28 protein-coding genes are annotated in these 24,707 nt (G+C 50.2%); 26 read left to right on the forward strand and 2 right to left on the reverse strand.

Annotated elements, in window-relative coordinates; genetic code table 11:
- Positions 1-96 precede the first annotated feature (96 nt).
- The 8 genes from ACI1P2_RS28090 (at position 97) to ACI1P2_RS28125 (ending at position 7,372) form a co-directional block, all read left to right on the forward strand.
- A complete protein-coding gene (locus tag ACI1P2_RS28090; protein ID WP_355326186.1) occupies positions 97-1,359 on the forward strand; it encodes a M20/M25/M40 family metallo-hydrolase in 1,263 nt (420 codons plus the stop codon).
- A 14-nt stretch (positions 1,360-1,373) separates the two neighbouring features.
- A complete protein-coding gene (locus ACI1P2_RS28095; RefSeq protein ID WP_355326189.1) occupies positions 1,374-2,171 on the forward strand; it encodes a DUF3100 domain-containing protein in 798 nt (265 codons plus the stop codon).
- Positions 2,168-2,653 (forward strand): hypothetical protein, encoded by a 486-nt coding sequence (locus tag ACI1P2_RS28100; protein ID WP_355326192.1) that lies wholly within the window; start codon positions 2,168-2,170, stop codon positions 2,651-2,653. Before ACI1P2_RS28095 ends, ACI1P2_RS28100 begins: the two co-directional genes overlap by 4 nt.
- A gap of 320 nt (positions 2,654-2,973) precedes the next feature.
- Positions 2,974-3,594: a helix-turn-helix transcriptional regulator gene (locus ACI1P2_RS28105; RefSeq protein ID WP_355326195.1), complete on the forward strand. Its 621-nt coding sequence runs from the start codon at positions 2,974-2,976 to the stop codon at positions 3,592-3,594.
- Between the two features lie 13 nt (positions 3,595-3,607).
- Positions 3,608-4,417 (forward strand): pyruvate, water dikinase regulatory protein, encoded by an 810-nt coding sequence (locus ACI1P2_RS28110; protein ID WP_355326198.1) that lies wholly within the window; start codon positions 3,608-3,610, stop codon positions 4,415-4,417.
- A 40-nt stretch (positions 4,418-4,457) separates the two neighbouring features.
- The gene (glpX, locus tag ACI1P2_RS28115) at positions 4,458-5,435 is read left to right on the forward strand and encodes a class II fructose-bisphosphatase (protein ID WP_355326201.1); all 978 of its coding nucleotides are present in this window, start codon (positions 4,458-4,460) and stop codon (positions 5,433-5,435) included.
- Positions 5,436-5,645: 210 nt separating this feature from the next.
- Positions 5,646-6,365, forward strand: a complete 720-nt coding sequence (locus ACI1P2_RS28120; RefSeq protein WP_355326204.1) for a YebC/PmpR family DNA-binding transcriptional regulator — start codon at positions 5,646-5,648, stop codon at positions 6,363-6,365.
- A gap of 119 nt (positions 6,366-6,484) precedes the next feature.
- Positions 6,485-7,372 carry a GNAT family N-acetyltransferase gene (locus ACI1P2_RS28125; protein ID WP_355326207.1) on the forward strand — a complete coding sequence of 296 codons (888 nt, stop codon included), beginning with the start codon at positions 6,485-6,487 and terminating at the stop codon, positions 7,370-7,372.
- A gap of 30 nt (positions 7,373-7,402) precedes the next feature.
- Here ACI1P2_RS28125 and ACI1P2_RS28130 read toward each other — a convergent pair whose 3' ends face one another.
- Complete coding sequence (locus ACI1P2_RS28130) at positions 7,403-8,371, reverse strand: cation diffusion facilitator family transporter (RefSeq protein WP_355326210.1); 969 nt, start codon at positions 8,369-8,371, stop codon at positions 7,403-7,405.
- A gap of 310 nt (positions 8,372-8,681) precedes the next feature.
- Here ACI1P2_RS28130 and ACI1P2_RS28135 point away from each other — a divergent pair, with 310 nt between their 5' ends.
- From ACI1P2_RS28135 to ACI1P2_RS28190, 12 genes are all read left to right on the forward strand, one after another.
- Positions 8,682-9,128, forward strand: a complete 447-nt coding sequence (locus ACI1P2_RS28135) for a sensor histidine kinase (RefSeq protein ID WP_355326269.1) — start codon at positions 8,682-8,684, stop codon at positions 9,126-9,128.
- Between the two features lie 54 nt (positions 9,129-9,182).
- Complete coding sequence (locus ACI1P2_RS28140) at positions 9,183-10,220, forward strand: TolB-like translocation protein (protein ID WP_355326213.1); 1,038 nt, start codon at positions 9,183-9,185, stop codon at positions 10,218-10,220.
- A 129-nt stretch (positions 10,221-10,349) separates the two neighbouring features.
- The gene (locus tag ACI1P2_RS28145; protein WP_355326216.1) at positions 10,350-10,595 is read left to right on the forward strand and encodes a hypothetical protein; all 246 of its coding nucleotides are present in this window, start codon (positions 10,350-10,352) and stop codon (positions 10,593-10,595) included.
- 141 nt (positions 10,596-10,736) lie between these two features.
- Positions 10,737-11,138 carry a GNAT family N-acetyltransferase gene (locus ACI1P2_RS28150; RefSeq protein ID WP_355326219.1) on the forward strand — a complete coding sequence of 134 codons (402 nt, stop codon included), beginning with the start codon at positions 10,737-10,739 and terminating at the stop codon, positions 11,136-11,138.
- Between the two features lie 253 nt (positions 11,139-11,391).
- Positions 11,392-12,189 (forward strand): GNAT family N-acetyltransferase, encoded by a 798-nt coding sequence (locus tag ACI1P2_RS28155; protein ID WP_355326222.1) that lies wholly within the window; start codon positions 11,392-11,394, stop codon positions 12,187-12,189.
- 165 nt (positions 12,190-12,354) lie between these two features.
- The gene (locus ACI1P2_RS28160) at positions 12,355-13,524 is read left to right on the forward strand and encodes a radical SAM/SPASM domain-containing protein (protein ID WP_355326225.1); all 1,170 of its coding nucleotides are present in this window, start codon (positions 12,355-12,357) and stop codon (positions 13,522-13,524) included.
- 29 nt (positions 13,525-13,553) lie between these two features.
- Complete coding sequence (locus ACI1P2_RS28165) at positions 13,554-14,570, forward strand: radical SAM/SPASM domain-containing protein (protein WP_355326228.1); 1,017 nt, start codon at positions 13,554-13,556, stop codon at positions 14,568-14,570.
- 3 nt (positions 14,571-14,573) lie between these two features.
- The gene (gene ahbA / locus ACI1P2_RS28170) at positions 14,574-15,056 is read left to right on the forward strand and encodes a siroheme decarboxylase subunit alpha (protein ID WP_355326231.1); all 483 of its coding nucleotides are present in this window, start codon (positions 14,574-14,576) and stop codon (positions 15,054-15,056) included.
- Positions 15,049-15,519: a siroheme decarboxylase subunit beta gene (gene ahbB, locus ACI1P2_RS28175; RefSeq protein WP_355326234.1), complete on the forward strand. Its 471-nt coding sequence runs from the start codon at positions 15,049-15,051 to the stop codon at positions 15,517-15,519. Before ahbA ends, ahbB begins: the two co-directional genes overlap by 8 nt.
- A gap of 106 nt (positions 15,520-15,625) precedes the next feature.
- Positions 15,626-17,089, forward strand: coding sequence for an alkaline phosphatase family protein (locus tag ACI1P2_RS28180; RefSeq protein ID WP_408976367.1), 1,464 nt, complete (start codon positions 15,626-15,628; stop codon positions 17,087-17,089).
- Between the two features lie 61 nt (positions 17,090-17,150).
- Positions 17,151-17,576 carry a DUF3892 domain-containing protein gene (locus tag ACI1P2_RS28185; RefSeq protein ID WP_355326240.1) on the forward strand — a complete coding sequence of 142 codons (426 nt, stop codon included), beginning with the start codon at positions 17,151-17,153 and terminating at the stop codon, positions 17,574-17,576.
- 248 nt (positions 17,577-17,824) lie between these two features.
- Complete coding sequence (locus tag ACI1P2_RS28190) at positions 17,825-18,214, forward strand: NUDIX hydrolase (RefSeq protein WP_355326243.1); 390 nt, start codon at positions 17,825-17,827, stop codon at positions 18,212-18,214.
- A gap of 99 nt (positions 18,215-18,313) precedes the next feature.
- Here ACI1P2_RS28190 and ACI1P2_RS28195 read toward each other — a convergent pair whose 3' ends face one another.
- On the reverse strand, positions 18,314-18,520 hold the full coding sequence (locus tag ACI1P2_RS28195) for a DUF1657 domain-containing protein (protein ID WP_355326246.1): 207 nt from the start codon (positions 18,518-18,520) through the stop codon (positions 18,314-18,316).
- Between the two features lie 208 nt (positions 18,521-18,728).
- On the opposite strand from ACI1P2_RS28195, the gene ACI1P2_RS28200 reads away from it, so the two are divergent.
- The 6 genes from ACI1P2_RS28200 to ACI1P2_RS28225 all read left to right on the forward strand — a co-directional run.
- Positions 18,729-19,589, forward strand: a complete 861-nt coding sequence (locus ACI1P2_RS28200; protein ID WP_355326249.1) for a DUF421 domain-containing protein — start codon at positions 18,729-18,731, stop codon at positions 19,587-19,589.
- A 34-nt stretch (positions 19,590-19,623) separates the two neighbouring features.
- Positions 19,624-20,103, forward strand: a complete 480-nt coding sequence (gene spoVAC, locus ACI1P2_RS28205; RefSeq protein WP_355326252.1) for a stage V sporulation protein AC — start codon at positions 19,624-19,626, stop codon at positions 20,101-20,103.
- A 1-nt stretch (position 20,104) separates the two neighbouring features.
- Positions 20,105-21,124 carry a stage V sporulation protein AD gene (gene spoVAD, locus ACI1P2_RS28210; RefSeq protein WP_355326254.1) on the forward strand — a complete coding sequence of 340 codons (1,020 nt, stop codon included), beginning with the start codon at positions 20,105-20,107 and terminating at the stop codon, positions 21,122-21,124.
- On the forward strand, positions 21,121-21,471 hold the full coding sequence (spoVAE, locus tag ACI1P2_RS28215) for a stage V sporulation protein AE (protein WP_355326257.1): 351 nt from the start codon (positions 21,121-21,123) through the stop codon (positions 21,469-21,471). Before spoVAD ends, spoVAE begins: the two co-directional genes overlap by 4 nt.
- A gap of 481 nt (positions 21,472-21,952) precedes the next feature.
- Complete coding sequence (gene thrS, locus ACI1P2_RS28220) at positions 21,953-23,866, forward strand: threonine--tRNA ligase (protein ID WP_355326260.1); 1,914 nt, start codon at positions 21,953-21,955, stop codon at positions 23,864-23,866.
- Positions 23,867-24,279: 413 nt separating this feature from the next.
- Positions 24,280-24,707 (forward strand): IS1595 family transposase (locus tag ACI1P2_RS28225; RefSeq protein ID WP_355326263.1); only part of this gene is annotated, 428 nt, incomplete at its 3' end.

Below are 24,707 nucleotides of genomic sequence, written 5' to 3' on the forward strand. Positions count from 1 at the left end.
TGCGGTTTAAAAAGAAAAAATATTGACATGTTTTATCACGTTAAAGTAACATCAAATTCATGAAAATGAATAAATAAGCTGAAAACAGGAGGAAATATGGCATTCACAGAGTATTATGAGGAGATTTATAGTTTAGCGCGTGATATTTTCGAACATCCGGAGCTGGGCTATAAGGAAAATCGCACCAGCGCGCTGATTGCTGAATTCCTTCGCAAGGTGAACCCGGACATTGAATTGGAGTCCTTCAGTACCACCGGGTTGAAAACGTATTTGGGTGAGAGCAAACCGCTCACCGTCGGATTCATTGCAGAGCTGGACGCCGTATATGCCCCGACTCATTGGCGTGCCGATCCGGTGACAGGAGCAGCGCATAACTGCGGGCACTACAGTCAGGTCGCCATTGCACTGGCTTTGTACAAGCATTTTTATTCGACAGGGCTGTATAAAGCTTTGGACTACAGAGTTGCCTTTGTATTTGTGCCTGCCGAGGAGTACCTGGACCTGGAATACCGGCAAAAGCTGCTGGATGAAGGCACGATTTCCTATTTCGGCGGCAAGCCTGAGGCGATGAAGCTGGGTGTGTTTGACGATATTGATATAGGGATATGCGTTCACGCCATGGGCGGAGAGTATCCGGTGAGAACGGTGGAAATCAACTGCGACCTGGCCGGATTTTTATACAAAAAGTATACGTTCCGGGGTAAAGCCTCGCATGCGGGCTTCGATCCTTTTTCGGGCAAAAATGCGTACAGTATGTCCACATTATTCAATGTTGCACTGGGTCTGGCGCGCCAGCACATGAAGGATGCGGAGAAGGTGCGCATGAATCCGATTGTCATGCATTCGGATATGTCCACCAACGTCATCCCTAACCACATTACGGTGGGAACGGATCTGCGCACCCAGACGGTCGACTATATGAAAGAAGCTGCCGCCAAAATGGACGCCGCCGCCCAAGGCAGCGCGATCGCGCTGCAGGGAGAAGTGGAGATTGCCACACAAATGGGGTATCTTCCTTTCGTACAGAACCGTTATCTGTCCACATTTGTCATGGAGGCTTTTGAAGCCAGCGAGGAAATTCAGGACATCCTGAACAACAACGCCATCAGTGCAGCGGGAGATATCGGGGATTTATCGTATATGATTCCCTGCATCCAAATCGGCTACAGCGGTTTTTCTGGCACGATTCACGGCGACGACTTCAAGGAAATCGACCCCGATTTCATATATGAGGTATTTCCGCGTTTTCTGACCGATGTATTTGAGCGCATGAAGGGCCGCATTGACCGCGAGCAGCTTTATCGCCGGAGCTTTGCCGCTTATGAAGAACTGCTGGCTTCCATTATGAAAACCGAATAGGAGAAAAGACACTGATGAAATTCAAAGCTACATATGTATACTTGCTTGCTTTCGTGCTTTTGGTTATTGCCGCGTCAGAGTTTATAGGCATTCAATCGTTTATGGTCGGAAATATCCGCATCAATCTGCTGCCGCTTGTGTTTGCGATCCTGATCACGATGGTGCTGGGGGTGCCGGTTTTCCGCAAAGGGCTGCTCAAGAAAATTTACAGTCCCGACAATGTGGGCTTTGCGGGAAAATATCTGATCTTTATCATGCTGCCGCTTATGGCCAGATACGGAGCTGACGTAGCTCCAAAGCTGAATGAAATCTTCAAGGTGGGCTGGGTGTTTCTGATCCAGGAGATCGGCAACCTCGGAACAGTTTTACTGGGACTTCCGGTGGCCATTTTGCTTGGTTTGAGACGAGAGGCGATCGGGGCTACCCTGGGCTTGGGCCGTGAAGGTGAACTGGCGTATATTTCGGAAAAATATACCCTGAACTCGGACGAAGGCCGTGGAGTTCTGTCCTTGTACATCATTGGTACGCTCTTTGGCACTTTATTCTTCAGCGTCATTGCGCCGGTGCTGCACGGTTTGGGCTTTTCCATCGAAGCTTTGGCGATGTCGTCCGGAGTAGGCTCTGCAAGTATGATGACGGCTGCATCGTCGGCGTTAGTCTCGCAGCAGCCTGATATGGCGGAGACGATCAATGCATACGCGGCTGCGAGCCAGCTGCTGACAAGCTTCCTGGGCACATATACGATGGTATTCCTGGCTGTGCCGCTGCAGCGCATGATGTACAAATTGTTTGTAAGAGGTGGAACCAAGTGAGTAAAGGCTTGAATCAATACGTTAAATATGCGCTTATTCTTCTACTAAGTGTCTCGCTTATTTTATTTACGGAGCAAATGAAATTTTTGAAGGCCGGTGAGGGCGGACATGTGACGTGGGGCACGATCAGTGGGCTTGCCGTGTTGTGGCTGTTTTCGTTTATCGGTATTTTAATATCACAACTTATGAAAAAACAGCCCCTCAAATTTCTTGCCGAATTCCCGGTGCTGGGCTGGGTATCGATTACGTCCCTTGTATTCTGCCTGATCTCAGATGTGTTTGTTAATGCGATTGCACAAGTGAATTTTCTGTCGATCACGACACCGATTCTGGCCTTCGCCGGCATTTCCGTGGTGGACCGGCTGGTCGATCTGCGCAAAACCTCCTGGCGGGTTGCCATTGTGGCCATTTTTGTATTTACAGGCACCTATCTGGGCAGCGCAATTCTGTCTGAAATCGGATTGGCACTGTCAAGCAAATAATCAATGAAGCAAAGGGGATTTCCAAAGATCCGTTGATCTGGAGGTCCTCTTTTTTTCATATTCTGAGACGCTTCCAGTTTCAATTAGCTCTTCACCGTATTAATAGACCTATAGAGAATATTTATGATGTTATATATGCTGTAGTATGTTGCATAATCATTATTTATGACGTATTATATGTTCAAGTCAATTGTTGGAACTTACTTCGTCCTGGCCTGCCCGGTGATTCATGTCGAATACGCAGAGCAATGGAGGGGGTGAGCAGGACAAGGAACGTGGAACAAAGCGGAGGGATCAACATCGAACTAACGCCAAGACAAATGGAAATCGTAAAAATTGTGCAAAAGCATGCCCCGATCACGGGGGAACAGATTGCAGAGATGCTGAAGGTGAGCAGGCCGACATTGCGCTCGGATCTTTCAAAGCTCGTTATTCTGAATTATATCGACGCCAAACCGAAGGTTGGCTACTTCCTCGGCCAGAAGGGCAATACGAGACAGGAAGAAAAGTTCAAGATGCTGCAAAAGAAGGTCGGGGAAATTCACAGTGTTCCAGTCATTGTGAGAGAAATGACAACCATCCAGGATGCGGTGGTGTCGCTGTTCCTCGCCAATGTCGGCAATCTGATCGTTACGGATGAGGAGGGGAACCTGGCGGGAGTAGCTTCAAGGAAGGATCTGCTGAAGGTAACGCTGGGTAACCCGACAGCCGGTTCTATTCCGGTCAGCATGGTCATGACCAGACAGCCCAATGTCGTAACCGTGTCCCCGGAGGACACCATACTGGAGGCGGCGCGCAAAATTATTGCTCACCAAATCGACAGCCTTCCGGTAGTTATACCGTCCGACTCCGAGAAGCCGGGCTCCCATTGGAAGGTCGTGGGCCGGATTACGAAAACCAACATTATTAAAATGCTGCTCGACATGGTTGCCGAGGATTAACGGGAGGAATGGAATGGTACAGTCGTCAAGCCACTTTATTGCAATATGCTCGGATTCGATCGGGGAAACTGCAGAGGCTGTCGTGCAAGCGACGATGCGGCAGTTCGATCTGCCGAACACAGAAATCAAACGTTATATGAATGTCAGAGATGAAGAGGAATTAAGGCAGATGATGGAGGAGGTTGCGGAAAGAGGCGGTCTGGTTGCTTATACACTGGCCCTGCCGGAGCTGCGGGAAGCGATTAAGGAAGAAGCGGTGCGTTTGAGTGTGCGTGTGGTGGACGTCATGGGTCCGATGATGCAGGCAGTTGCGGATACGTTCAACAACGATCCCTTCGAGAAGCCCGGTCTGCTGCACCGCATGGATGAACCGTATTTCAGAAGGGTGGAAGCCATGGATTTCGCCGTGCAATACGATGACGGCAAGGATGTCAGCGCCATTCTGAAGGCAGACATCATCCTGCTTGGTGTATCACGCATATCCAAAACCCCGCTGTCCATGTTCCTGGCCCATAAAGGTTATAAAACCGTCAATTATCCGCTCGTTCCCGAGCTTACGCCGCCGGCTCAATTATATGAAAAGCTGGAGGGCAAAATATTCGGTTTGACCATTAACGCGGAGCATTTACTTAAAATCCGCAGCGAGCGCCTCAAAGTGATGGGGCTGCCCAATAATGCGCAGTATGCATCCATGGAACGTATTCAGGAAGAGCTCGCATATGCCAGCCGCATTTTCGGGGAGCTGGGCTGCCCTGTTATTGATGTGACGGATAAAGCGATCGAGGAAACGGCGGGCCTGATTCAAAACGACCTATTAAGATAAATTATACAAACTAAACCATATATATTTGGAGGGATGAGGAATGGAGAGTCAACTGGCTTTGGAATTGGTGCGAATTACGGAAGCGGCAGCGCTGGAATCGGCAAGATGGAGCGGCAGGGGCGACAAGAACAGCGCTGATGATGCGGCGACGACAGCTATCCGCAGCCATTTCAATACAGTTCCGATGGATGGCACTGTCGTCATTGGCGAAGGTGAAATGGACGAAGCACCTATGCTTTATATCGGGGAGAAGGTCGGCAACCGCAAGGGACCGAAAATGGATATCGCTGTGGATCCGCTGGAGGGAACCGAAACCGTCGCGAAGGGGCTGAATAATGCCATCTCGGTTATTGCAGCGGCTCCCCAAGGAAGTCTGCTTCATGCGCCAGACATGTATATGCAAAAGCTGGCCGTCGGACCCAAGCTGGCGGGCAAGCTGTCGCTCGACGATCCTCTTGAGCAGACCCTTGCCAAAGCGGCGCTCCTGCTGGACCGTCCTTTGACGGATCTGACCGTTTCCATCCTGGATCGGGAGCGTCATCGCTCCATCATTGAGGTGCTGAGACAAGCGGGCGTGCGCATCAAGCTGCTTGGGCACGGGGACGTCATGGCCGCAATTGACACCTGCGCGGACAGCGGTGTTGATCTGTATATAGGCTCTGGTGGAGCGCCGGAAGGTGTGCTTGCCGCCGCGGCCATGAAATGCATGGGCGGTGATATCCAGGGCCGGCTGCTCCCTGAATCCGAGGCGGATGTGGAGCGCTGCAAGCGGATGGGTATAGACCAGCCTGATCGCCTGCTGACCATGGACGATATGGTGGGCCGACAGGGGGTTCTCTTTGTAGCTACAGGGGTGACACCCGGAGAGTTCCTGCAAGGTGTTCGTTATTTGCCTGGAAGCCGTGCGGAAACCCACTCGGTGGTCATGTATTCCGAGACAAAAACCGTGCGTTTCGTGCGGAGTGTCCACCAGCTCGAAGAGCAGCTTGGCACATTGGCTCAAGCCGTATCCTTCTAAATATGTATCAGCTAAAATACGAGGCCGGCCTGAAATCGAGGTCGGCTTCTTTTTAATGCGAAGAGTCAGTGCCTTATAAACCATTGATGCGCAGCACCTTTGAGTCTAACGGAGCTTGTTCAAGCGCTTTTTAAGAGCTATAATGGAAAAGGTCATGTTTGAAACGAAAACCAAATTTCTAGATTCGATATAGAAAGAGAGCGGAACAGTATGGGTCGTAAATGGAATAATATTAAGGAAAAAAAGGCATCCAAAGACGCCAACACGAGTAAAGTATATGCGAAGTTCGGCGTAGAAATCTACGTAGCTGCCAAGAAAGGCGAACCGGACCCGGAATCCAACCGCGCCCTGAAAGTGGTATTGGAACGCGCCAAAACCTATAATGTGCCAAAAGCCATTATTGACCGTGCGCTGGAGAAAGCCAAAGGCAGTGCGGATGAAAATTATGAAGAGCTGCGTTACGAAGGTTTTGGCCCGAACGGCTCTATGATTATCGTGGACGCGCTGACGAATAACGTGAATCGTACGGCGCCCGCCGTGCGCTCTGCATTCAGCAAAAATGGCGGCAACATGGGTGTGAGCGGCTCGGTTGCCTATATGTTTGACGCCACGGCCATCATTGGACTCGAAGGCAAAACGGTTGACGAGGTCATCGAAGTTCTGCTTGAAGCGGATGTGGATGTGCGTGACGTGCTTGAGGAGGATGAGGCAGTCATCGTTTACGCGGAGCCTGATCAATTCCATGCTGTACAGGAGGCGTTGAAAAATGCCGGAGTTGACGAGTTCAGCGTTGCGGAATTAACGATGCTTCCACAGACATATGTAACGCTTCCGGAAGACGGACAGGCACAGTTTGAGAAGCTGATTGATTCTCTGGAAGACCTGGAGGACGTGCAGCAGGTTTATCATAATGTGGAATTTGAAGACTAATATTTAGAATCATTAAGCGAAACTCGCTCTTTGTATGGATTCATCCATACGAAAAGTGAGTTTTTTTGTTCATAACTTTTGCTATAATCTTCTCAAACGAATGGGGGGAGGAAAAAAACTTGATCCGAATTGAGAAAATGACTTCATGTACTATTGATGACGCTGTGAAGGCGTGGAACGACGGCTTTGAAGGGTATTATTTTGATGCTTCCACCACACCGGATGTGTTTGTGAAAAGAATGGTAGCAGAGGATTTGTCACCTTCGCTTACATTGCTCGCATTTGACAGAAACCAGCCCGTCGGCATTATGATGCACGGCATACGAACCGTTCAGGGACGAAAAATCGCCTGGAACGGTGGGACCGGGGTTGCGCAGTCCATGAGGGGAAAAGGGGTGGGGAAGAAGCTGATGTTAGCCGCACTTGATCTCTTAAAAGGCGAAGCTGTAGAGACAGTTACGCTTGAAGCAATAAGTAAAAATGAAGGGGCGATTTCGTTATATAAAAAGGCGGGCTTTGAGATTGTGGATGAGCTTGAGTATTTAACCCTCAAAGGGAGCTTGAACGGTTATACTCCACCGAGTATTCAGGCCAGTGCAGATTACCATATAGAAGCTGCGCTTCCGATTCATGCAGGGCAGCTCCATTTCTACCGTGCGACTCATCCCTGGCAGACTCACTGGCAGAGCGTCAAAGACGGCGAGGCTGTTATCGTTCGCAGTGGGCTGGGTGATCCGGTGGGGTACGCGTATTATCGTAGAAGCTTCAACACAGATGGTGAACACACATCCACTACTTTATATCAGTGCGAAGTGCTTCCCGGCCACCCTGACAGTGAATATTTAATACATATGATGTTAAGCCATGTGTTTGGCAAATTTGCAGAAAATATTAACCGCACGGTTCCTAACTTGCCCAAGGTTGGGAGTACGCTGACGGGGTCAATCCTGAAGCAAATCGGCTTTATTGTGTATGCCGAACAGGTGCAGATGAGCCGCCAGCTTTGATCTGCACCTGAAAAGGTGACTATTCTTCTATTAAACTTTCAGCTCACCATGCTGCAGCTGTCCATTTTCCACCTGGATCGTGGCATGGGAAATGTTGAATTTTTCTTCAACCAGACGGACAGCCTCCTGCAGTACGGCCTGATGGTCTTTCTGGTCTGCAATCACCAAGTGGCAGCTTAACGAATTCATTCCGGAAGTGATGGTCCAAATATGGAGGTCATGTACATCGACGACCCCATCCACCTGCATCAGTGTCTCGCGCACCTGTTCCGAATCGACTCCTGCCGGTGTGCCCTCCATGAGGATATGAACGGCATTTTGGATAACGCCCCAGGCGCTTTTTAAAATGAGCAGGGCCACGAGCACGCTGATAATCGGATCAGCGACATACCAGGAGGTCAGGCCCATAATCAGTCCGGCCACGATGGCGCCTACCGAGCCAAGCGCGTCACCAAGAACATGAAGATAGGCGCTGCGCACATTGATATTTTCTTTCACATCGCTTTTTCTCATCAGGAACCAGGCACTGAGCAAATTGGCAAACAGCCCGATAAAAGCAATGACCATCATGGAGCCGCTGGCTACGGTTGGAGGCTCAAAGAAGCGTTGATAGGCTTCCCAAATGATAAATCCGGCAATGACGAACAGCGCGACACCGTTCAGCAGGGCGGCCAAGATTTCGAACCGGTAAAAGCCGTACGATTTTTTTGCCGATGGCGCCTTAGCTGACAGGAACATGGCAACCAGACTTAAAGCGAGTGCTCCGGCATCGCTAAGCATATGACCCGAATCCGACAGCAGGGCAAGGCTGTTGGTAACAAGACCGCCGAAGAATTCCAAAAACATAATTCCGGTTGTAATGATGAGGGCAATTGCAAGCCCTTTTTTGTTATTTGGCATGTGAGCATGCGCGTGATCGTGATGGCCGTGAGCATGTCCGTGGCTGTGTCCATGATCATGATGATCATGTGCAGAGTGCTGATGTGTGGAATGGCTCATAACATTTTCCTCCTAATATATGAATAATTGCTCATATGTTCTTGTGTGTCGATCATACTATCATTTACTGAATGATGCAAGCCTTTTTGAAAAACTTGTGAAAAGCGGGAATGACACAATGTGCTGTTTTATACAAATGGTTTACATCCAAGATACATGCACCCGATGGAATGTTACATCTGCCTTCTATACTCAGTTCAAGGTGATCGGATGAATCACCAAAAAATAATTTACGGAACGGGAGTTTTTTGAAAGAGGACTGGAATCTATCATTAGAGAAGGCAAGCGGCTGAATGAGACTGTGATCGAAATGCTGGCGCTGGCGCAGGCATCGTCCGCCCAGACGGAATATCGAATGGAGCCGGTGAATCTCGGTGAATTGGCTCTTGAAACGAGTGAGGAGTTGCAGATCAAAGCGGCCAAATACGGCATTCGCATTCAATGCAACGCCCGGGACAAGCTGTATATGACGGGAGATCGCAACCGGTTAAAGGAAGTCATTATTAATCTGCTGGATAACTCTATTAATTACGGGAGTGTAAATTCTACCGTTCGGATCGAGGTGTTCAAAGAGGGAGAGATCCCTGTGCTTCAGGTGACAGACCAGGGAGAAGGGCTGCCGGCTGCACAACTGGAGCATTTATTCGAGCCATTTTACCGTGTGCCGGGGAGAAAGGGACGGGAGCATGGAAGCGCCGGGCTTGGCCTGGCTATTGTCAAAGGCATCGTTGAGAAGCATGGGGGAGCATTCAGGTGAATAGTAAAATGAAGCAAGGCACGACTGTCACTGTACGCTTTGCAGGTGAAGCGAATGTTTAACAGGGTTGCACCTTCCAGGCTCAAGGATATGCTGCTGCTGACCGGACTGTTAGGTTTTTTTATACTTGGATTTTATACGGCAGTCCACCTTTTTACATCAGGCAAAAATCAGACCTTCATCCTGGGGGAAGAGGATTTCGCCAGCTCCTACGCTGCTTCTGCGTCGGGACCGAGACTTGATCATGTCACCTCGGAAAGCATTCCTTTGCAGGAGGAAGGCAGTCCTGCATTTTATTTTACCAGCCCCAACGAGATTCTCGTTTTACCCAAGCGGGGGGATAAGTTTGGCCAGATAACCATCAGTTCCTATAACCTGTTAAATAAACAGATGAGCCATGGGGAGCTGAAGGCCCCTTCCAATAGTGTTTTTTACAGTGAAGGTTATTTCATAGGAATTGATATGGACAACGCTTTTTTGCAAAATAGTGAAGATCCGGACGACTACAAGTTTTTGTTTCAAGAACTATACTTTAAAGCACGATTAGGGCTATTAATGGATGCTGGTGTTCAGTTAGCCGGAATCCAGGAAGAAAGAATCACGGATGCCTCTTTTGATCGTGATACGGACAGCTTGTATTTATCCGCTCAATATAATAATCGAACGAGCGGGCTTTTTCAGTATCAGATGGAGACAGGTACTCTGAAGCTGTTGGCTGCGGAAGCCTACATCGATGCGTTTCAGGTTCTCTCAAACCATAATATTTTGTACCAGAAGCCTGGGGGTCTTTTTCTGTTGGATGTGAATAGCGGCGGCTCGCAGCAGATTGTCGAGGCAAAGGTGCTTAATTTCTCTGTTTCGGCTGACGGGCAGAACCTGGCCTATGCTGCAATTAATGACAGAGGAGTTACCGAGCTTTATGGCATGCATATGGACCAAAGACAGGTGAAGCAGATGCGCGAGCATTCCATGTTATACAGCAACCTGTCCAATGTTCAGGCTCTCGCATGGGTGAATGATCGGCTGTTATGTTTAAGCCGCCAGCCGACCGGAAGCTACCAACTGTACAGGTTTACGTTGAAGAATGAATAGGCAGTTGAGTATGACCGAAAGGACAGAGATCAAGGCTGTATGACATGGAGGACTACTGAGACAGCGGGAATACAAAGCCTTGGGGACCTGCATACTAAACGGGTATGCTCGCAGAAAGGAGGAAACCAGATGGACAAATCAGGAGTCAAAGCTTCTTCCAGGGCGGAGCAGGCACTGAATTCGGTGGAAGCCGCGCATAAAGCCGTGCGGCAGGCGGAGGAGCATCCAACCGATCATATGATCGGACAGGCGAAGCACTCTCTTCGTCATGCCACAGCTGCAGTTGCCCAGTCACATATATCGGGTTCGCACTCAGCGGCAGAAGAGGCGGAGGCGCAGCTTGCAAAAGAACAGCAGAGACTGGAAGGCAAATAACATCACAGAACATTCAAGCAGGGATGAGGCGGTGCAATCCGCCTGCACCCTGTCCAAATAGTCATTCCTAATTTGGAATACATCTGAATGGGTAATACATAATGACAAGACATCCAAGGAAAATCGAAGGAGGTGTACACTATGAACAATGAGGTCAAAGATTCCATGCAGGAAACCAAAGAAATGCTTGAATCGACGAAAGAGGGCTTTCAGGATTTGGAGTCCGCAGGTTTAGCCGAGAATGCGAGGGAAGAAACGATTGCGGGCGGCAAGCTGGTGAAGGAAGGAAACGGGTTTGTCATCCGGGGAGAGCATGGGCTGATCGGGGAAATTACTTATTCGGTCAGACCGGGAACAGATACGTGGATGCTTGATCATACCTATGTTACACCCGAATACCGCGGCGGTGATATCGCCAAGCGAATGCTGGACAGGGTGGCCGAAGAGGCGAGAGAGGAAGGCAAAAAGATCATTCCTTTATGTTCCTATGCGAGGATTCAATTTGAAAGGAATCCCGAGTACCACGATGTGTGGCAGCAATAAAACAGTATGTACAGTATTTCGGCCGGGGAGACCCCGGCCTTTAAAATAGTTGAACGATGTTTTGTCCATTTGGAGAATCAGCGAATTACATACTAACCAGCGACAGCACGAAAATTTTCTTTCTCCCATTTTTTCTCAGAGAACTTATAAGCAAGATGAGGGGCTCTTTTTTACGCCGCAATTTTCATGTTTACAGCCTGCAAGCTAACATGTTATGGTAAATAAAATTTTCCAAAGCCAGGGGGAGTGGTATATGATTCGCAAGCTGACGGAGGCGGACCGTGAGAGTGTAATGCAGCTGGCAGGGCGGGAACCATCTCTCAATTTGTTTATTATCGGAGACGTGGAGAACTTCGGCTTTGAACGTGATTTCCAGGAACTGTGGGGAGAATTTGATGCTGCCGACGGCCGCCTGAAGGCCATACTGCTTCGGTATGATGGCAGCTATCTTCCTTATGCAGAGGGAGATTTTGATGTGCAGGGCTTTGCGGAGCTTGTGTTATCCGGCAAAAAGAAGGAAATGATGTCAGGCTCATCGTACATAGTGGATCGTTTTGCCCGAGAGATCAGCTTTGCGAAGGAGAAGCGCCTGAACTTTGCTGAGCTTACCACTCTGCAGGAAAGTGGTGAGACGGTGGCGAACAGTCATTTTGAGGTCAGACAAGCAGGTGTGGAGGATGTAGAGGCGGTTTGTTCGCTGCTCGATCAGATTCAGGAATTTGTCTCAAGCGGGGAATCGATGCGGAGCGGCATGCAGCGCAAACTGCAAAGCCGCACGGGACGCAGTTATTTTGTTGAAAAGGACGGGGAGGTTATCGCGGTTGCATCTTCCACGGCCGAAAACTCGCTGTCTGCCATGATCGTGGGTGTAGCCACACATCCCGAATATAGAGGGCAAGGGCTGGCCTCGCACCTGGTGCGGCGCCTATGCGCCGACCTTTTGGCGGAAGGCCGAAGCGTCTGTTTATTTTATGATAATCCGGTTGCAGGCGCCATTTATAAAAGACTTGGTTTTAAAGACATCGGCCAATGGTCCATGATGTACTTATAGGTTATATCTATCCATCCACAGAATGTGGGTGGATATTTTTTTATTGCAGAATTTTTTTATTGCAGAGCACTTTGTTGCCATAACTTTGTATTTTTTTTCACAAAGTAAAACATACTAAAAATAGCTAAATTTCGAATCCAATAATGGAGAAATGAGGGAGGGCTCTTGATTAATGTAACAAGGCTGCTTACGGGTATGGCGGGCACGGGAGATCAATGGCGCTACTCTATATCCATCGGAGATAAGCCGCACGGCGTTTCAGAAGGGAAAGGTCCTGTCGTGGTCTGGAATGCTACACGGGCCTGCAACCTGCAGTGCAAGCATTGCTATGCGGATGCCTGTACTTCCCGTGCTCCTGGCGAGCTCTCGACGGAAGAAGCGATGGCATTCATCGAGGATCTGGCGAACTTCAAGGTACCGGTGCTGCTATTCTCCGGCGGGGAGCCGCTCACCCGGCATGACATTTATGAACTTGCTGCTTTTGCCGCCTGTAAAGGAATTCGTCCGGTTGTCTCCACGAACGGGACCTTGATCACGGCAAAACGGGCACAGCAGCTCCAGAATGCGGGTGTCCAGTATGTCGGGATCAGCCTTGACGGCCTTGAAAACCGTCATGACCGTTTCCGGGGTCGGCAGGGAGCCTTCAATCAGGCGATTGCGGGAATTCGCAACTGTCTTGCTATCGGTCAGAAGGCGGGATTGCGCTTTACGATCAGCAAGCATACCTATCATGATCTCGACGGCGTATTGGAACTTATCGAGCAGGAAAATATTCCGCGAGCCTGCTTTTATCATCTTGTCTATTCCGGCCGCGGCAGCAAGCTGCAGCATGAGGATGTTACTGGTGAGCAATCAAGGAGCGCTCTCGAACGGATTATTGCCAAGACACTCGACCTTCACGGCAAAGGAAAACGGGTGGAGCTGCTGACCGTGGATAACCATGCCGACGGCGTTTATTTGTATTACTGGATGAAGCAGCGTGATCCTGAACGGGCGGATCAGCTGCTGGAGCTGCTGCGTCTCAATGGCGGCAATCGCTCCGGCGTGGCCATTGCGTGTGTTGATTGGCATGGACGTGTCTACCCGGATCAATTCACCAGAGATGTAGAAGTTGGCAGCATCAGGGAAAGGAAGTTCAGCGAGATCTGGAAGGAGGCTGCCCATCCAGTGATGGTGGGACTGCGCAACCGCAAGCCATTGCTTAAAGGACGATGCCGGCATTGCCGATGGCTGGATATCTGCAACGGCAATTTCAGGGCGCGAGCTTCAGCGGGAGGTGACTTTTGGTCACCAGATCCTTCCTGCTACCTGAACGATCAGGAAATTGGCGTGTGATGAACAGACTTAGAGGAGGAAGAGGATAAATGCTTATATCCTGGAATATAACCAGGCGCTGCAACTTATATTGCGAACACTGCTATCGGGACTCCGGCCCTTATGCTCCGGTTGCGGGACAGCTGAGCACCGAGGAAGGGCGCCGCCTAATTGATCAGATCAAAGAGGCAGGCTTCAGGCTGCTCATACTCAGCGGCGGGGAGCCGCTGACGCGTGATGATGTGTGTGAGCTTGTAGCCCATGCGGTGTCAGTCGGCCTGCGGCCGGTAATGGGCAGCAACGGCACGTTATTGACCGCGGCCAAGGCAGCCGCTTTGAAGGCAGCGGGTCTTGGCGGCATCGCCATTAGCATTGACAGCTCCGCTCCTGCCTATCATAACCGTTTCAGGAACGCATCTGACGGGTGGGAAAAAGCTGTCATGGGCATCCGCCATGCTCGAGAAGCAGGTATGAAGGTTCAAATTAACATGACGCTTTCGGAAAAAAATATCGACGACTTCGAGCAGGTGGTCCAGCTTGCCGAGCAATTGAATGTTGTTTCATTACACCCCTTTTTTCTTGTTCCTACAGGACGCGGGGTGAATATAGAGGAAGAGGCACTGAAGCGGGAACGGTATTTCGGCGTGTTGAAGAGGGTGCTGGCCGAGCAAAAGGCAACCTCTGTTGAGATCAAGCCAACATGCGCTCCCCAGTTCATGCCTCTGGCCAAAAGCATGGGACTCGATATGCGCTACACCCGCGGCTGCCTTGCCGGTGTGGCTTATTGCTCGGTATTGCCGGACGGTGACGTGCACGTATGCCCTTATTTGCCGGTTAAAGCAGGCAATGTGCGTGAGCAGCCATTTCATGAAATCTGGAGCCATAGCTCTGTTTTTAAGGATCTAAGGAACTTCCAGAAATACGAAGGGTCGTGCGGTTCTTGCCCGGATATTCATATATGCGGCGGATGTCGGGCGAGGTCTTACTTTTATAGCAACGGAAATTACCTGGCTGAAGAGCCCTGGTGTTATAAAAGAATTTCCGATCAGCCAGCAGTGGAGGGATAAGCGGTGAACCTAGATGCAAAGAACGCCCTTGTGCTGAACCGTCTGCAGCAGGGGATCCCTCTTGTGGAACGGCCCTGGCTTGCCATCGCGGCGGATCTGAAACTGGGGGAGGAAGAAGTGATCCACACACTGGCGGAGCTGGAGGGCACCGGTATCATTCGCCGTATCGGAGGCATTTTTAATCCGCGCAAGCTTGGGTATGAGGTGAGGTTGTATGCGATGCAGGTAGAGGACGAGCTTTTTTATGGCGTGGCCGATGTGGTAAACAGCTTTCAAACGGTGACCCATAACTACCGTCGTGAAGGAAGATTGAACATGTGGTTTACATTGGCGGCACGCACCGAAGAAGAACGGGAGAATATGTTGGGGCTTATCCGTGAAGCGGCGGGCAATACGATGCTGTATGAATTTCCGGCAGAACAGGTATACAAGCTGAACGTATTTTGGAATATGGATACGAAGAAAAGGGCGAATCAAGATGAATGAATTCGAAACGGACATCGATATGATCATCATACGAGAACTGCAGCGGGATTTCCCGCTGGTTTCAGAGCCTTATGCCGAAATCGCACGGAGGACCGGATGCACAGTGGCCGAAGTACTGGAGCGGCTGAATCATCTGCAGGCATCTGGGTCTTTGAAACGGATCGGGGCCGTTCTGAAACACAGAAAAGCGGGATTTGAAGCGAATGGCCTGTTTGTATGCCTCGTCCCGGAAGAGCACATGAATGAGGCTGGGCGCATGCTGGCTTCATATAAAGAAGTCAGCCACTGCTATCACCGCACTCCCTGCCACGATTGGCCATATAACCTTTACGCGATGATTCACGGTATTTGCAAAAATGACGTATTGGCTATTGCAGAGCAATTCACCCGTGACCAGCATATACAGGTGTACGAAATTCTGTTCAGTACGGAAGAATTGAAGAAAACCAGCTTCTCCTTATGACATCCACAGCCGGCTGATAATTAACGGCAAAGAGGATCACACTAGTAGCTGTATCCGAATACAGTCATAGTGGGTGAACGGGGTGTTGACGCAAAATAGCAAGAGCGTGATTTATCTTTTGATTGATTCGCTGCTGGCTTCGGCCATCGACCAGGGAGTGGCGCAGAAGAAGCTGCCTGCCCTGCAATTTCTGATTGAACACGGTCAATATTACCGCGATATGGTCACTTCCTTTCCAACGATGTCCGTTACGATAGACAGCTCACTGGTGACGGGCACCTATCCGGATCAGCATTCTGTGCCTGGCCTGGCTTGGTATGATTCGGATGCTGAAAGGGTGATCAATTACGGAACCGGGCCTATGGAAGTAATCCGGCAGGGCATACCGGCAGTGCTTGAGGATGCGGTCCTCCGGTTGAATGGGGAGCATTTGAATCCCGCCGTGCCGACGATTTATGAAGATCTGGCACGGCACGGCTTTACTTGCGGAGCGATCAACGGTCTTGTATACCGGGGTCCCGTCCAGCACACCATGACGATCCCGTCCTGGATGCGCATGATTACATCATGGCCCGACCGGATTCAAGTCAAGGGCCCGGACTGGTTCAGTCTTGGAGGCTTATCCAACCCGTTAAACGGTAGAATACAGGCACCGCAAAGCATATTTCACCGTCTGGGCCTGAACGATACATATTCGGTTGAGACACTGAAGCACTTGATCCGGACGGAACAGCTGCCTGATTTTCTATACGTCTACATGCCCAGTATGGACAAGCTGCTGCATAAAAAAGGGCCATCTGTTCTGAAAGGAGCAGTGGAGGCGGACAAGAAGCTTCAAGCCGTGCTGGAGGCTTTCGGTTCGCCGGAACAGGCGCTGCAGCGGGCTGTATTCGTCATTTCCGGGGACAGCGGAGTCAGCCAAATCAGGCCGGCTCAGGATCAGCCTATAATCCAGCTCCACAAGCTGTTTGAAGGATATAACGTGCTGCATCCGGGTCAAAAGGTGACAGCCCATACCGAAATCGTACTCGCTGTCAACGAAACGATGGCTTATGTTTACTGCCTGAAGGATACTCTGGATTTACGGCACATTGCACAGCCGCTGAGCGTGGATTCCCGGATCGATTTTGTTGCCTGGAAGGAAGAAGGATGGATTGCGGCCGCCAAAAAGGGGCAGGAGCTGCGTTTCAAGGCAGGAGGTACATGGACGGACGATTATGAGCAGAAATGGACGATAGAGGGGCCGTTGGAGCTGCTGGATCTGCAGCCGGATGAATCAGGACATGAAATCCGGTACGGAAAATATCCGGACGTCTTGCAGCGGATATTCGGTTCTTTGAATTCCCACCGGGGCCAGTATCTGATCGTGGGAGCCAAGCCTGGTTATGAGCTCGCTGACCGGAGTTCCCCCACGCATAAGGGTGGGGGAGGACATGGCTCTTTAAGCCTGGAGGAGTCGCTGATCCCGCTTATTATCGCCGGAACGGATATGAGGCCGTCCAAGCTGCGGCTCATCGATCTGAAGGCCTACCTGATGGAGGTGGTTTCATCCGGAAATTTTATTACATGAGCTGTCCTTCCGGGAGCAATGCTAAGAATGCAGGACACCACAGGTTAAGGAGTGAACAGTGTTGAAACAGCCTGAACAAGGAACAAACGAGAATTTGTCGACACACAACGCCGACCATGCCTGGAACGGTCAGCCTATCCCTCATTTTGAGCCTATGGACAGCCAGGGCTCCGGGCAGGATGCAGGTATGCAGCAGTCTGAAGCAACCGGTACGTTTATGCGGGAAGGGACCCGGTATGGAGTCGGCCCGCACACGATCGATCCGCGCAAGGCACTAATCGAGGCTGTGCATTACGAGAACGGAGCGATTGCAGCCGTCCGCTTGAACAATGGGCAAGAGGTTGACATTGCAACAGCCATCGGAATGGCGGAAGCAGAGCTGATTGAGGATGTGAACACAGGTATAAACCGTGAGGGGCAAAAAACGTTAAGGTCATATCCGGACGGGAATCCGGACAACAATCTCTCCAACCTTCCCCGGTTCTGAACAAAAATGGCAGCCTGGCATTAGCCAAGGCTGCTTTGTTCTACTGGAATATATAATGTAATTGCGTGTGAGGATACATACCCCACCTAAGTAAGCTATCATTTTACGCGCTGACACAACTTCAAGCAGTTCTTGACAGGAGGAGTTTTGGCGGCAATTATCAATAAATGAAGCCGAATCACCCATTGGTATCAGGAAATACAGCAACCTACAAAATTCTATAGCAGGTGAACAAGGTGAGCAAAATCATGGATAAGATTGCATGGATTTACATTCAAAATGGCCGTGTGCTCGGCGCGCGTTCCCAAGGGAAAGAGCTTTGCTATTTGCCAGGAGGGAAAAGAGAACCCGGCGAGACGGATGAGGAAACACTTATCCGGGAAATCAAAGAAGAGCTGTCCGTGGACATTTTACCGGAAAGCATCTCTTATGTTGGAACCTTTGAAGCGCAGGCGGATGGAAAGTCGGAAGGTGTCATTGTGAAAATGACCTGTTATGCCGCTGAATTCACCGGCGAGTTGCGTCCAGACTCGGAAATTGCCGAGTTGTTATGGTTGACCTCTCAGGATCGTGATCGTGTGTCACGAGTAAGTCAAATCATTCTTGATCAGTTACAGAAAGAGAATCGCTTGATGTAAGATTTCATCACAGAGTGAGGAGGAGGTGCCCCTGGAACCATCGTTTTATTGGGGACACCTCTATCTTTTGTTGCACGCCAAGACAATCCGTAATGTTTTTTAAAAGCCTTTATATTGAGGCTCTTCATTCTCCAACTGCTGAACTCTTTGCTCCACCTGTTGAACGACCTGCTGTGTTTGCTGAGCCGCATTTGTGAACAGCGTTTTCGCCTCTTGATTTTGCGTTGACAGAGCAAACTGTTCCAGGCTTGCCTGAGCGCTTTTTAACGAAGCTACGCAGGTTTTTACGTTAGATGCCACGGTCACTGAACCCACCTCCTTCACATGCTTAGTTGTGCTTGTTAACTATTTCCTCAGCAAGCAACGAAGTTAATGTAACCGTCCTTTCCCAAAAACATACCTGCAACATCCTTACCGATTTCCACAGGCTGCCCTATGTTTAAAATGAATGAGAATGGAAACCCTGCATACTGTAAATTTTTTCCTCATGGAATTTGAGAAAGAAGGTGCACCAATGCAGGATTGGTTTATCGTCGCTATGCGTACGTTGGTGGCTATAGTCGTTCTTTTCATCATGACCAAGCTGCTCGGAAAAAGGCAGGTTTCCCAGCTCTCCTTGTTCGAATACATAACCGGGATTACTGTCGGAAGCCTGGCCGCCTATATTCCGCTCGAAGTTGACGGCACATGGTACCTGGGAGTCGTCTCCCTTTGCGTATGGGTGCTTGTGTCTCTGGCCATCGAGTTTTTTCAGCTGAAGAGCAGGAGGTTCAGAGGTATTATGGACGGTGTAGCCAGGGTGGTCATTAAAGACGGTAAAATACTCGAGGACAATTTAAAAAAGGAACGCATGACAGCCGACGAACTGCTGGAGCTGCTGCGCAGCAAAAATGTGTTCAGGACCGCCGACGTTGAGTTTGCCATTATGGAACCAAGCGGGGAATTGAATGTGCTGGTCACGAAAGAAAACCTGCCTATTACCCCGAAAAACCTCGGCATCAAGGTAGCGCCTGAACAGGAGCCGCAAACGGTGATCATGGATGGGGAAATTATGTACGAGCCTCTTTCAACGATCGGCTTCAACAGGGGCTGGCTCACTGCGGAGCTGGAAAAACAGGGGGTTGCGCTGGAAAACGTGTTCCTCGGACAGGTCGATTCTTACGGTCAGCTCTATGTCGATTTGTTTGATGATCAGCTGAAGGTCCCGCAGCCCCAGGAGAAAGCTCTGCTGCTCGCTACGCTCAAAAAATGCGAAGCAGATCTGGAAATGTTCTCTTTATCCACAAAAGACAAGGATGGAAAGAAGCTGTACGAACAGTGCTGCAAACAACTAGATAGCGTGATTAAAGACGTGAAGCCGCTGCTCAGCCGCTAAATCTCAGCCTATAGCAGAAACGGAGGAACTTACCTTGTCAAACAGCAAAAAGAAAAATATGACACCCACACAGCAGGAGTACCAGAAGCTTGCCCAGCAAAAGGAACCGCCCCGTCCGGTCCTCCTCAACTGCTTGCGGGCGTTTCTTGTCGGGGGCACCATTTGTATTGTAGGCCAGGCCATTCAGGAAATGTTCATTCATTGGGGTGGTTTTGATAAAAAGAGTGCCGGTGATCCAACTGTCGCTACCCTCATCATTATTTCGGTCATCCTGACCAGTCTCGGCGTTTATGACAAAATTGCCCAATGGGCGGGAGCTGGTTCGGCCGTACCTGTGACCGGATTTGCCAACTCCATGGCATCCGCAGCCATCGAGCATCAAAGTGAAGGGTATGTTCTCGGTGTCGGAGGCAAAATGTTCAAGGTTGCCGGACCCGTAATCGTGTACGGAACGGTAGCTGCCTTTGTTATCGGCATTCTGACCTTAGTTTTTAAAGGCGGAGGGGGATCATGAAATGCTAAAAGGGCATCAAAGCTGGATATTTGAAAATAAGCCGGTCATCCGGTCAACGGCGACTGTCGTAGGCCCTTTCGAAGGAAGAGGCCCCCTTGCTGAAGACTTTGATATTGTCCACGGCGATTCCACGTTGGGGCAGGACAGCTGGGAAAAAGCGGAACGGACGCTGATTGAAGAGGCCGCCAAGCTGGCGATTGAGTCGGGCGGACTTACGAAGGAACAAGTCCAGTTTTATATCGGCGGCGATCTTATGGCCCAACTGATCAGCAGCGGTTTTGCGGCGCGCACATTGTCGATTCCATTTCTCGGCGTATTTGGCGCTTGTTCCACATCGATGGAGAGTCTGGCACTTGCTTCCATGATTGTCAATTCCGGATCGGCCAAGTTTGCGCTTGCCGGCACATGCAGCCACAACTCCAGCGCAGAAAAGCAGTTCCGCTATCCGACCGAATACGGTTCGCAAAAACCGCCGACAGCCCAATACACAGTAACCGGTGCGGGGGCAGCGCTGGTATCCTCCGAGGGTGAAGGACCTGTTGTAACCTCTGCCACGATCGGGCGTGTCATTGATATGGGAATTACCGATCCGTTTAATATGGGGGCGGCGATGGCGCCGGCTGCCGTCGATACAATTGAGGCCCACTTCCGTGATCTGGACGTGGAACCGGGTTATTACGATCTGATTGTAACGGGCGATCTGTCCAAGGTCGGCTATGAGATCGCCTCGGAGCTGTTCCGCAAGCACAACATCCCCATGGAACAAACCGAATATTCGGACTGCGGCATGATGATTTACGACTATGAAAAGCAAATGGTACAATCCGGGGCCAGCGGCTGCGGCTGCTCAGCGGTCGTTACCTATGGCCATCTGCTGAAGCGGATACGCAAAGGGGAGCTGAAGCGTATTCTGGTGGTCGCAACAGGTGCTTTGCTATCCCCGATCAGTTACCAGCAGGGAGAATCCATACCCTGTATTGCACACGCCGTTTCCATTGAAGCAGGAGGTGTATCATCATGATCTTTGTATGGGCTTTTTTGGTGGGTGGAGCGATCTGCGTGCTGGGGCAAATCTGCTTTGATGTGTTTAAGCTGGACCCCGCACACACCATGGCTCTGCTGGTCGTATTGGGTGCGATTGCGGACGGACTCGGGTGGTATGATCCGCTCATTGAATTTGCCGGAGCAGGCGCATCAGTCCCCATTACCAGCTTTGGCAACGCGCTCGTTCACGGTGCCATCACAGAGCTGAAAACCGTCGGCTGGATAGGTGTCGTTAGCGGTATCTTCAAGGTGACAAGCGCGGGCATCTCATCTGCGATTATTTTCTCGTTTCTCGCCGCATTAGTAGTCAAACCAAAAGGGTAATTTTGCTGTGTAATCCCTGATTTCAACTGATTCTCTAACGCAGGCAACGTCCATGAATGACGGTCGTACAGTCGGCCCAAATTTAAAAAAATTTGCAAAATGTCTTGACTCTGCTATATTGATTTTGTAAGATATCCAACATATCAATATTGAGGCACGGACCAAAGACATGATTTCCTTCACGAGCTGCCCAGAGAGAGAAGTTCAGGCTGCAAGCTTCTTCAGCTACCGGATGGAAATTACCCCTTTGCAGCCGTGGCGTTGAACCTGTGGATTTGTTCCATGGCAGTAAGCGTCACCGTTTTATCCCCGATACCGGATACCAATAAGGACCTTGCTAACTTTGTGCCCGTCGGCATAAACAGTCTAGCGGGGTTGAATTAGGGTGGAACCACGAGCTGAACGCACTCGTCCCTTGAGGAGAGCTGCGTTTTTTTGCGTTCACATTTTTCACTATAATTCAGGAAATGGAGGAACAGTCATGGGGATGAACATCATTTTGCCGGATGGAGCAAGCAGGGGGTATGCGAAAGGCACCACAATGGCACAAGTGGCGGCTTCTATAAGTCCAAGTCTCCTGAAGCAGGCGGTTGCTGGAAAAATAAACGGCAGGCTCGTTGATCTTCATCAACCTCTTCAGGAGGATGGACCTGTTGAAATCATCACACTGGAAAGCGAGGAAGGGCTGGAGATTTACAGGCATAGCACAGCGCATGTGCTGGCACAGGCGGTCAAGAGAATTTATGGGGAGCGTAGGGTGATGCTTGGCATCGGTCCTGTGATCGAAGATGGCTTTTACTACGATATGGATCTGGAGAGCCCTCTTTCTGCAGATGATTTTGTCAGCATCGAAAAAGAAATGGAGCGCATTATTCAGGAGAACCTGCCGTTCGAGCGCCGGATCGTAAGCCGTGCGGAAGCACTGAAGCTGTTCGAAGACCGGGAAGAGCCGTTCAAAATAGAGCTGATCCGGGATTTGCCTGATGATGCGGTAATTACGATATACTCCCAAGGTGAATTTATTGACCTGTGCCGCGGGCCGCATCTTCCGTCCACAGGAATGATCAAAGCATTCAAACTGCTGAATGTAGCAGGTGCTTACTGGCGGGGAGATTCAAACAATAAGATGCTGCAGCGTATTTATGGCACAGCTTTCACCAAGAAAAATCACCTTGCTGTGCATTTGGAGCTGCTGGAGGAGGCAAAGAAACGGGATCACAGAAAGCTTGGCAGAGAACTTGGGTTGTTTATGTTTTCCGAAGAAGCGCCGGGAATGCCATTCTATCTTCCCAAAGGCATGACGCTGCGCAATGAGCTCGAAAGCTTCTCGCGTGAATTGCAGTTACAGCGCGGTTATGATGAAGTACGGACTCCGCTCATGCTGAACAACAGGCTGTGGGAGCGATCCGGCCATTGGGATCACTATAAAGACAACATGTATTTTACAGATGTAGATGACACCAAATTCGCGCTTAAGCCGATGAACTGCCCTGGGCACATGCTTGTTTACAAAAACAGCCTGCATTCCTATCGGGAACTGCCGATCCGTCTTTTCGAATTCGGCCAGGTACATCGCCATGAATTTTCAGGAGCTCTCAACGGGATGATGCGGGTGCGGACCTTCTGCCAGGACGATGCCCATCTGTTTGTGTTGCCGGAGCAAATTGAAGGGGAAATCAATGGAGTAATCGAACTGATTGACTTCGTATATCAAACCTTCGGTTTTGAATACAGGATCGAGTTGTCGACACGCCCGGCTGATTTCATGGGCTCGGAGGAGCTGTGGGACCAGGCTGAGAAGTCCCTGCAGAATGTTCTGGAGCAAAAAGGTATCGAATACCGGATCAATGAAGGAGACGGAGCGTTTTATGGTCCGAAGATTGATTTTCACATTCTGGACGCGCTGAAACGAAGCTGGCAGTGCGGTACGATTCAGCTTGATTTTCAGATGCCGGAAAAATTCGAACTTAGCTACATCGGAAATAATGGCGGCAAACAACGTCCTGTCGTCATTCATAGGGCGATTTATGGTTCCATTGACCGGTTTATCGGCATTCTTACCGAGCATTACAGCGGAGCTTTTCCATTATGGCTGGCTCCTGTACAGGTGAAAATACTGGCGGTTTCGGACAACGATGCTGAATATGCATGCAAGGTTAAGGCAGCGCTGAGTCAGGCCGGATTGCGTGCCGAGGTGGATGTGCGCAGTGAGAAGCTTGGTTATAAAATCCGTGAAGCCCAGCTGGAAAAGGTACCGTATATGCTGGTGGTAGGCGAGCAGGAGAGAGAGAACAGCCTTGTGTCCATCCGGAAAAGGGGAGTGGGGGACCTTGGCTCGCAATCCGTGGCTCAGGTTATAGAGCTGCTGCGCATGGAAGTACAGGAAAGAGTATAAGTTGGAAGCTTAATAAGTTCGTTCACTAGGGATTCCCAACAGTCAAGACGTGGTCAGCAGAGCTTGATCTTTCTTGCAAGAAGGGAATTCGCGCCCCCTCAGAGGTCTAGTAGCCAGAGTAAGATGGGTGTCTATAAGGTATGGTATTTGGTGTCTGGTGTCTGGTGTCCGTTACCTGATGCCTGTTGCCTGCCGCCTCTTCATACAGCTTTGCAAGATTATCCCTTTTATTCAGAATGCGGGGTTGGGGTTTGGGGGGACTAGGGGAAGGAAAGGGGAAAGAGAAATGAGAAACGAGATAAGAAAAAAAGGTGGCTAAAGTGGGATGTTCGGCTTGAAACAGGAACATATGTTTGGTATAATGAGAAAAAGAACCTATGTTCGTATTTTTGTTGATTCGGGGGTGAGCAGACATGGAAGTCCAAGCGGAAACGGAACTTCAATCCTTTAGCAGCCGTTATCACAACGAGCAGGACTGTATGAAGGCATTGATCGCGATGAAGTGGCCGAACGGCTTCGTCTGCCCGCGTTGCGCCCACACCCGCTGCAGTCGTCTGACTTCCCGGCGCATTCCCATGTTCGAGTGCGCCAGGTGTGCGCATCAAACGTCGGCTTTGGTCGGCACGATTTTTGAACGAACCCATCTCCCCCTGACCAAGTGGTTCCAGGCGCTGGAGTTGTTTCTGCTGCCCGATGGCATCTCGGCGATGCGGCTGAGCCAGGTGATCCAGGTCACCTACAAGACCGCCTGGTCGATGCTACACAAAATCCGCCATGCCATCGGGGAGTTCGATGCCCGGGAGCTGCTCTGCGGAGACGTGAAGGTGAACAGCGACCTGTA

Source organism: Paenibacillus jiangxiensis, assembly GCF_046098255.1.
GTDB lineage: Bacteria > Bacillota > Bacilli > Paenibacillales > Paenibacillaceae > Paenibacillus > Paenibacillus jiagnxiensis.

What these genes read in the sequence shown, in the direction of transcription:
- ACI1P2_RS28090 (WP_355326186.1), top strand. Translation starts at nt 97, where the DNA reads ATGGCATTCACAGAGTATTATGAGGAGATTTATAGTTTAGCGCGTGAT.
- ACI1P2_RS28095 (WP_355326189.1), top strand. Translation starts at nt 1,374, where the DNA reads ATGAAATTCAAAGCTACATATGTATACTTGCTTGCTTTCGTGCTTTTG.
- ACI1P2_RS28105 (WP_355326195.1), top strand. Translation starts at nt 2,974, where the DNA reads ATGGAAATCGTAAAAATTGTGCAAAAGCATGCCCCGATCACGGGGGAA.
- ACI1P2_RS28110 (WP_355326198.1), top strand. Translation starts at nt 3,608, where the DNA reads ATGGTACAGTCGTCAAGCCACTTTATTGCAATATGCTCGGATTCGATC.
- glpX (WP_355326201.1), top strand. Translation starts at nt 4,458, where the DNA reads ATGGAGAGTCAACTGGCTTTGGAATTGGTGCGAATTACGGAAGCGGCA.
- ACI1P2_RS28120 (WP_355326204.1), top strand. Translation starts at nt 5,646, where the DNA reads ATGGGTCGTAAATGGAATAATATTAAGGAAAAAAAGGCATCCAAAGAC.
- ACI1P2_RS28130 (WP_355326210.1), bottom strand. Translation starts at nt 8,371, where the DNA reads ATGAGCCATTCCACACATCAGCACTCTGCACATGATCATCATGATCAT.
- ACI1P2_RS28135 (WP_355326269.1), top strand. Translation starts at nt 8,682, where the DNA reads ATGCTGGCGCTGGCGCAGGCATCGTCCGCCCAGACGGAATATCGAATG.
- ACI1P2_RS28140 (WP_355326213.1), top strand. Translation starts at nt 9,183, where the DNA reads ATGTTTAACAGGGTTGCACCTTCCAGGCTCAAGGATATGCTGCTGCTG.
- ACI1P2_RS28145 (WP_355326216.1), top strand. Translation starts at nt 10,350, where the DNA reads ATGGACAAATCAGGAGTCAAAGCTTCTTCCAGGGCGGAGCAGGCACTG.
- ACI1P2_RS28150 (WP_355326219.1), top strand. Translation starts at nt 10,737, where the DNA reads ATGAACAATGAGGTCAAAGATTCCATGCAGGAAACCAAAGAAATGCTT.
- ACI1P2_RS28155 (WP_355326222.1), top strand. Translation starts at nt 11,392, where the DNA reads ATGATTCGCAAGCTGACGGAGGCGGACCGTGAGAGTGTAATGCAGCTG.
- ACI1P2_RS28165 (WP_355326228.1), top strand. Translation starts at nt 13,554, where the DNA reads ATGCTTATATCCTGGAATATAACCAGGCGCTGCAACTTATATTGCGAA.
- ahbB (WP_355326234.1), top strand. Translation starts at nt 15,049, where the DNA reads ATGAATGAATTCGAAACGGACATCGATATGATCATCATACGAGAACTG.
- ACI1P2_RS28190 (WP_355326243.1), top strand. Translation starts at nt 17,825, where the DNA reads ATGGATAAGATTGCATGGATTTACATTCAAAATGGCCGTGTGCTCGGC.
- ACI1P2_RS28200 (WP_355326249.1), top strand. Translation starts at nt 18,729, where the DNA reads ATGCAGGATTGGTTTATCGTCGCTATGCGTACGTTGGTGGCTATAGTC.
- spoVAD (WP_355326254.1), top strand. Translation starts at nt 20,105, where the DNA reads ATGCTAAAAGGGCATCAAAGCTGGATATTTGAAAATAAGCCGGTCATC.
- spoVAE (WP_355326257.1), top strand. Translation starts at nt 21,121, where the DNA reads ATGATCTTTGTATGGGCTTTTTTGGTGGGTGGAGCGATCTGCGTGCTG.
- thrS (WP_355326260.1), top strand. Translation starts at nt 21,953, where the DNA reads ATGGGGATGAACATCATTTTGCCGGATGGAGCAAGCAGGGGGTATGCG.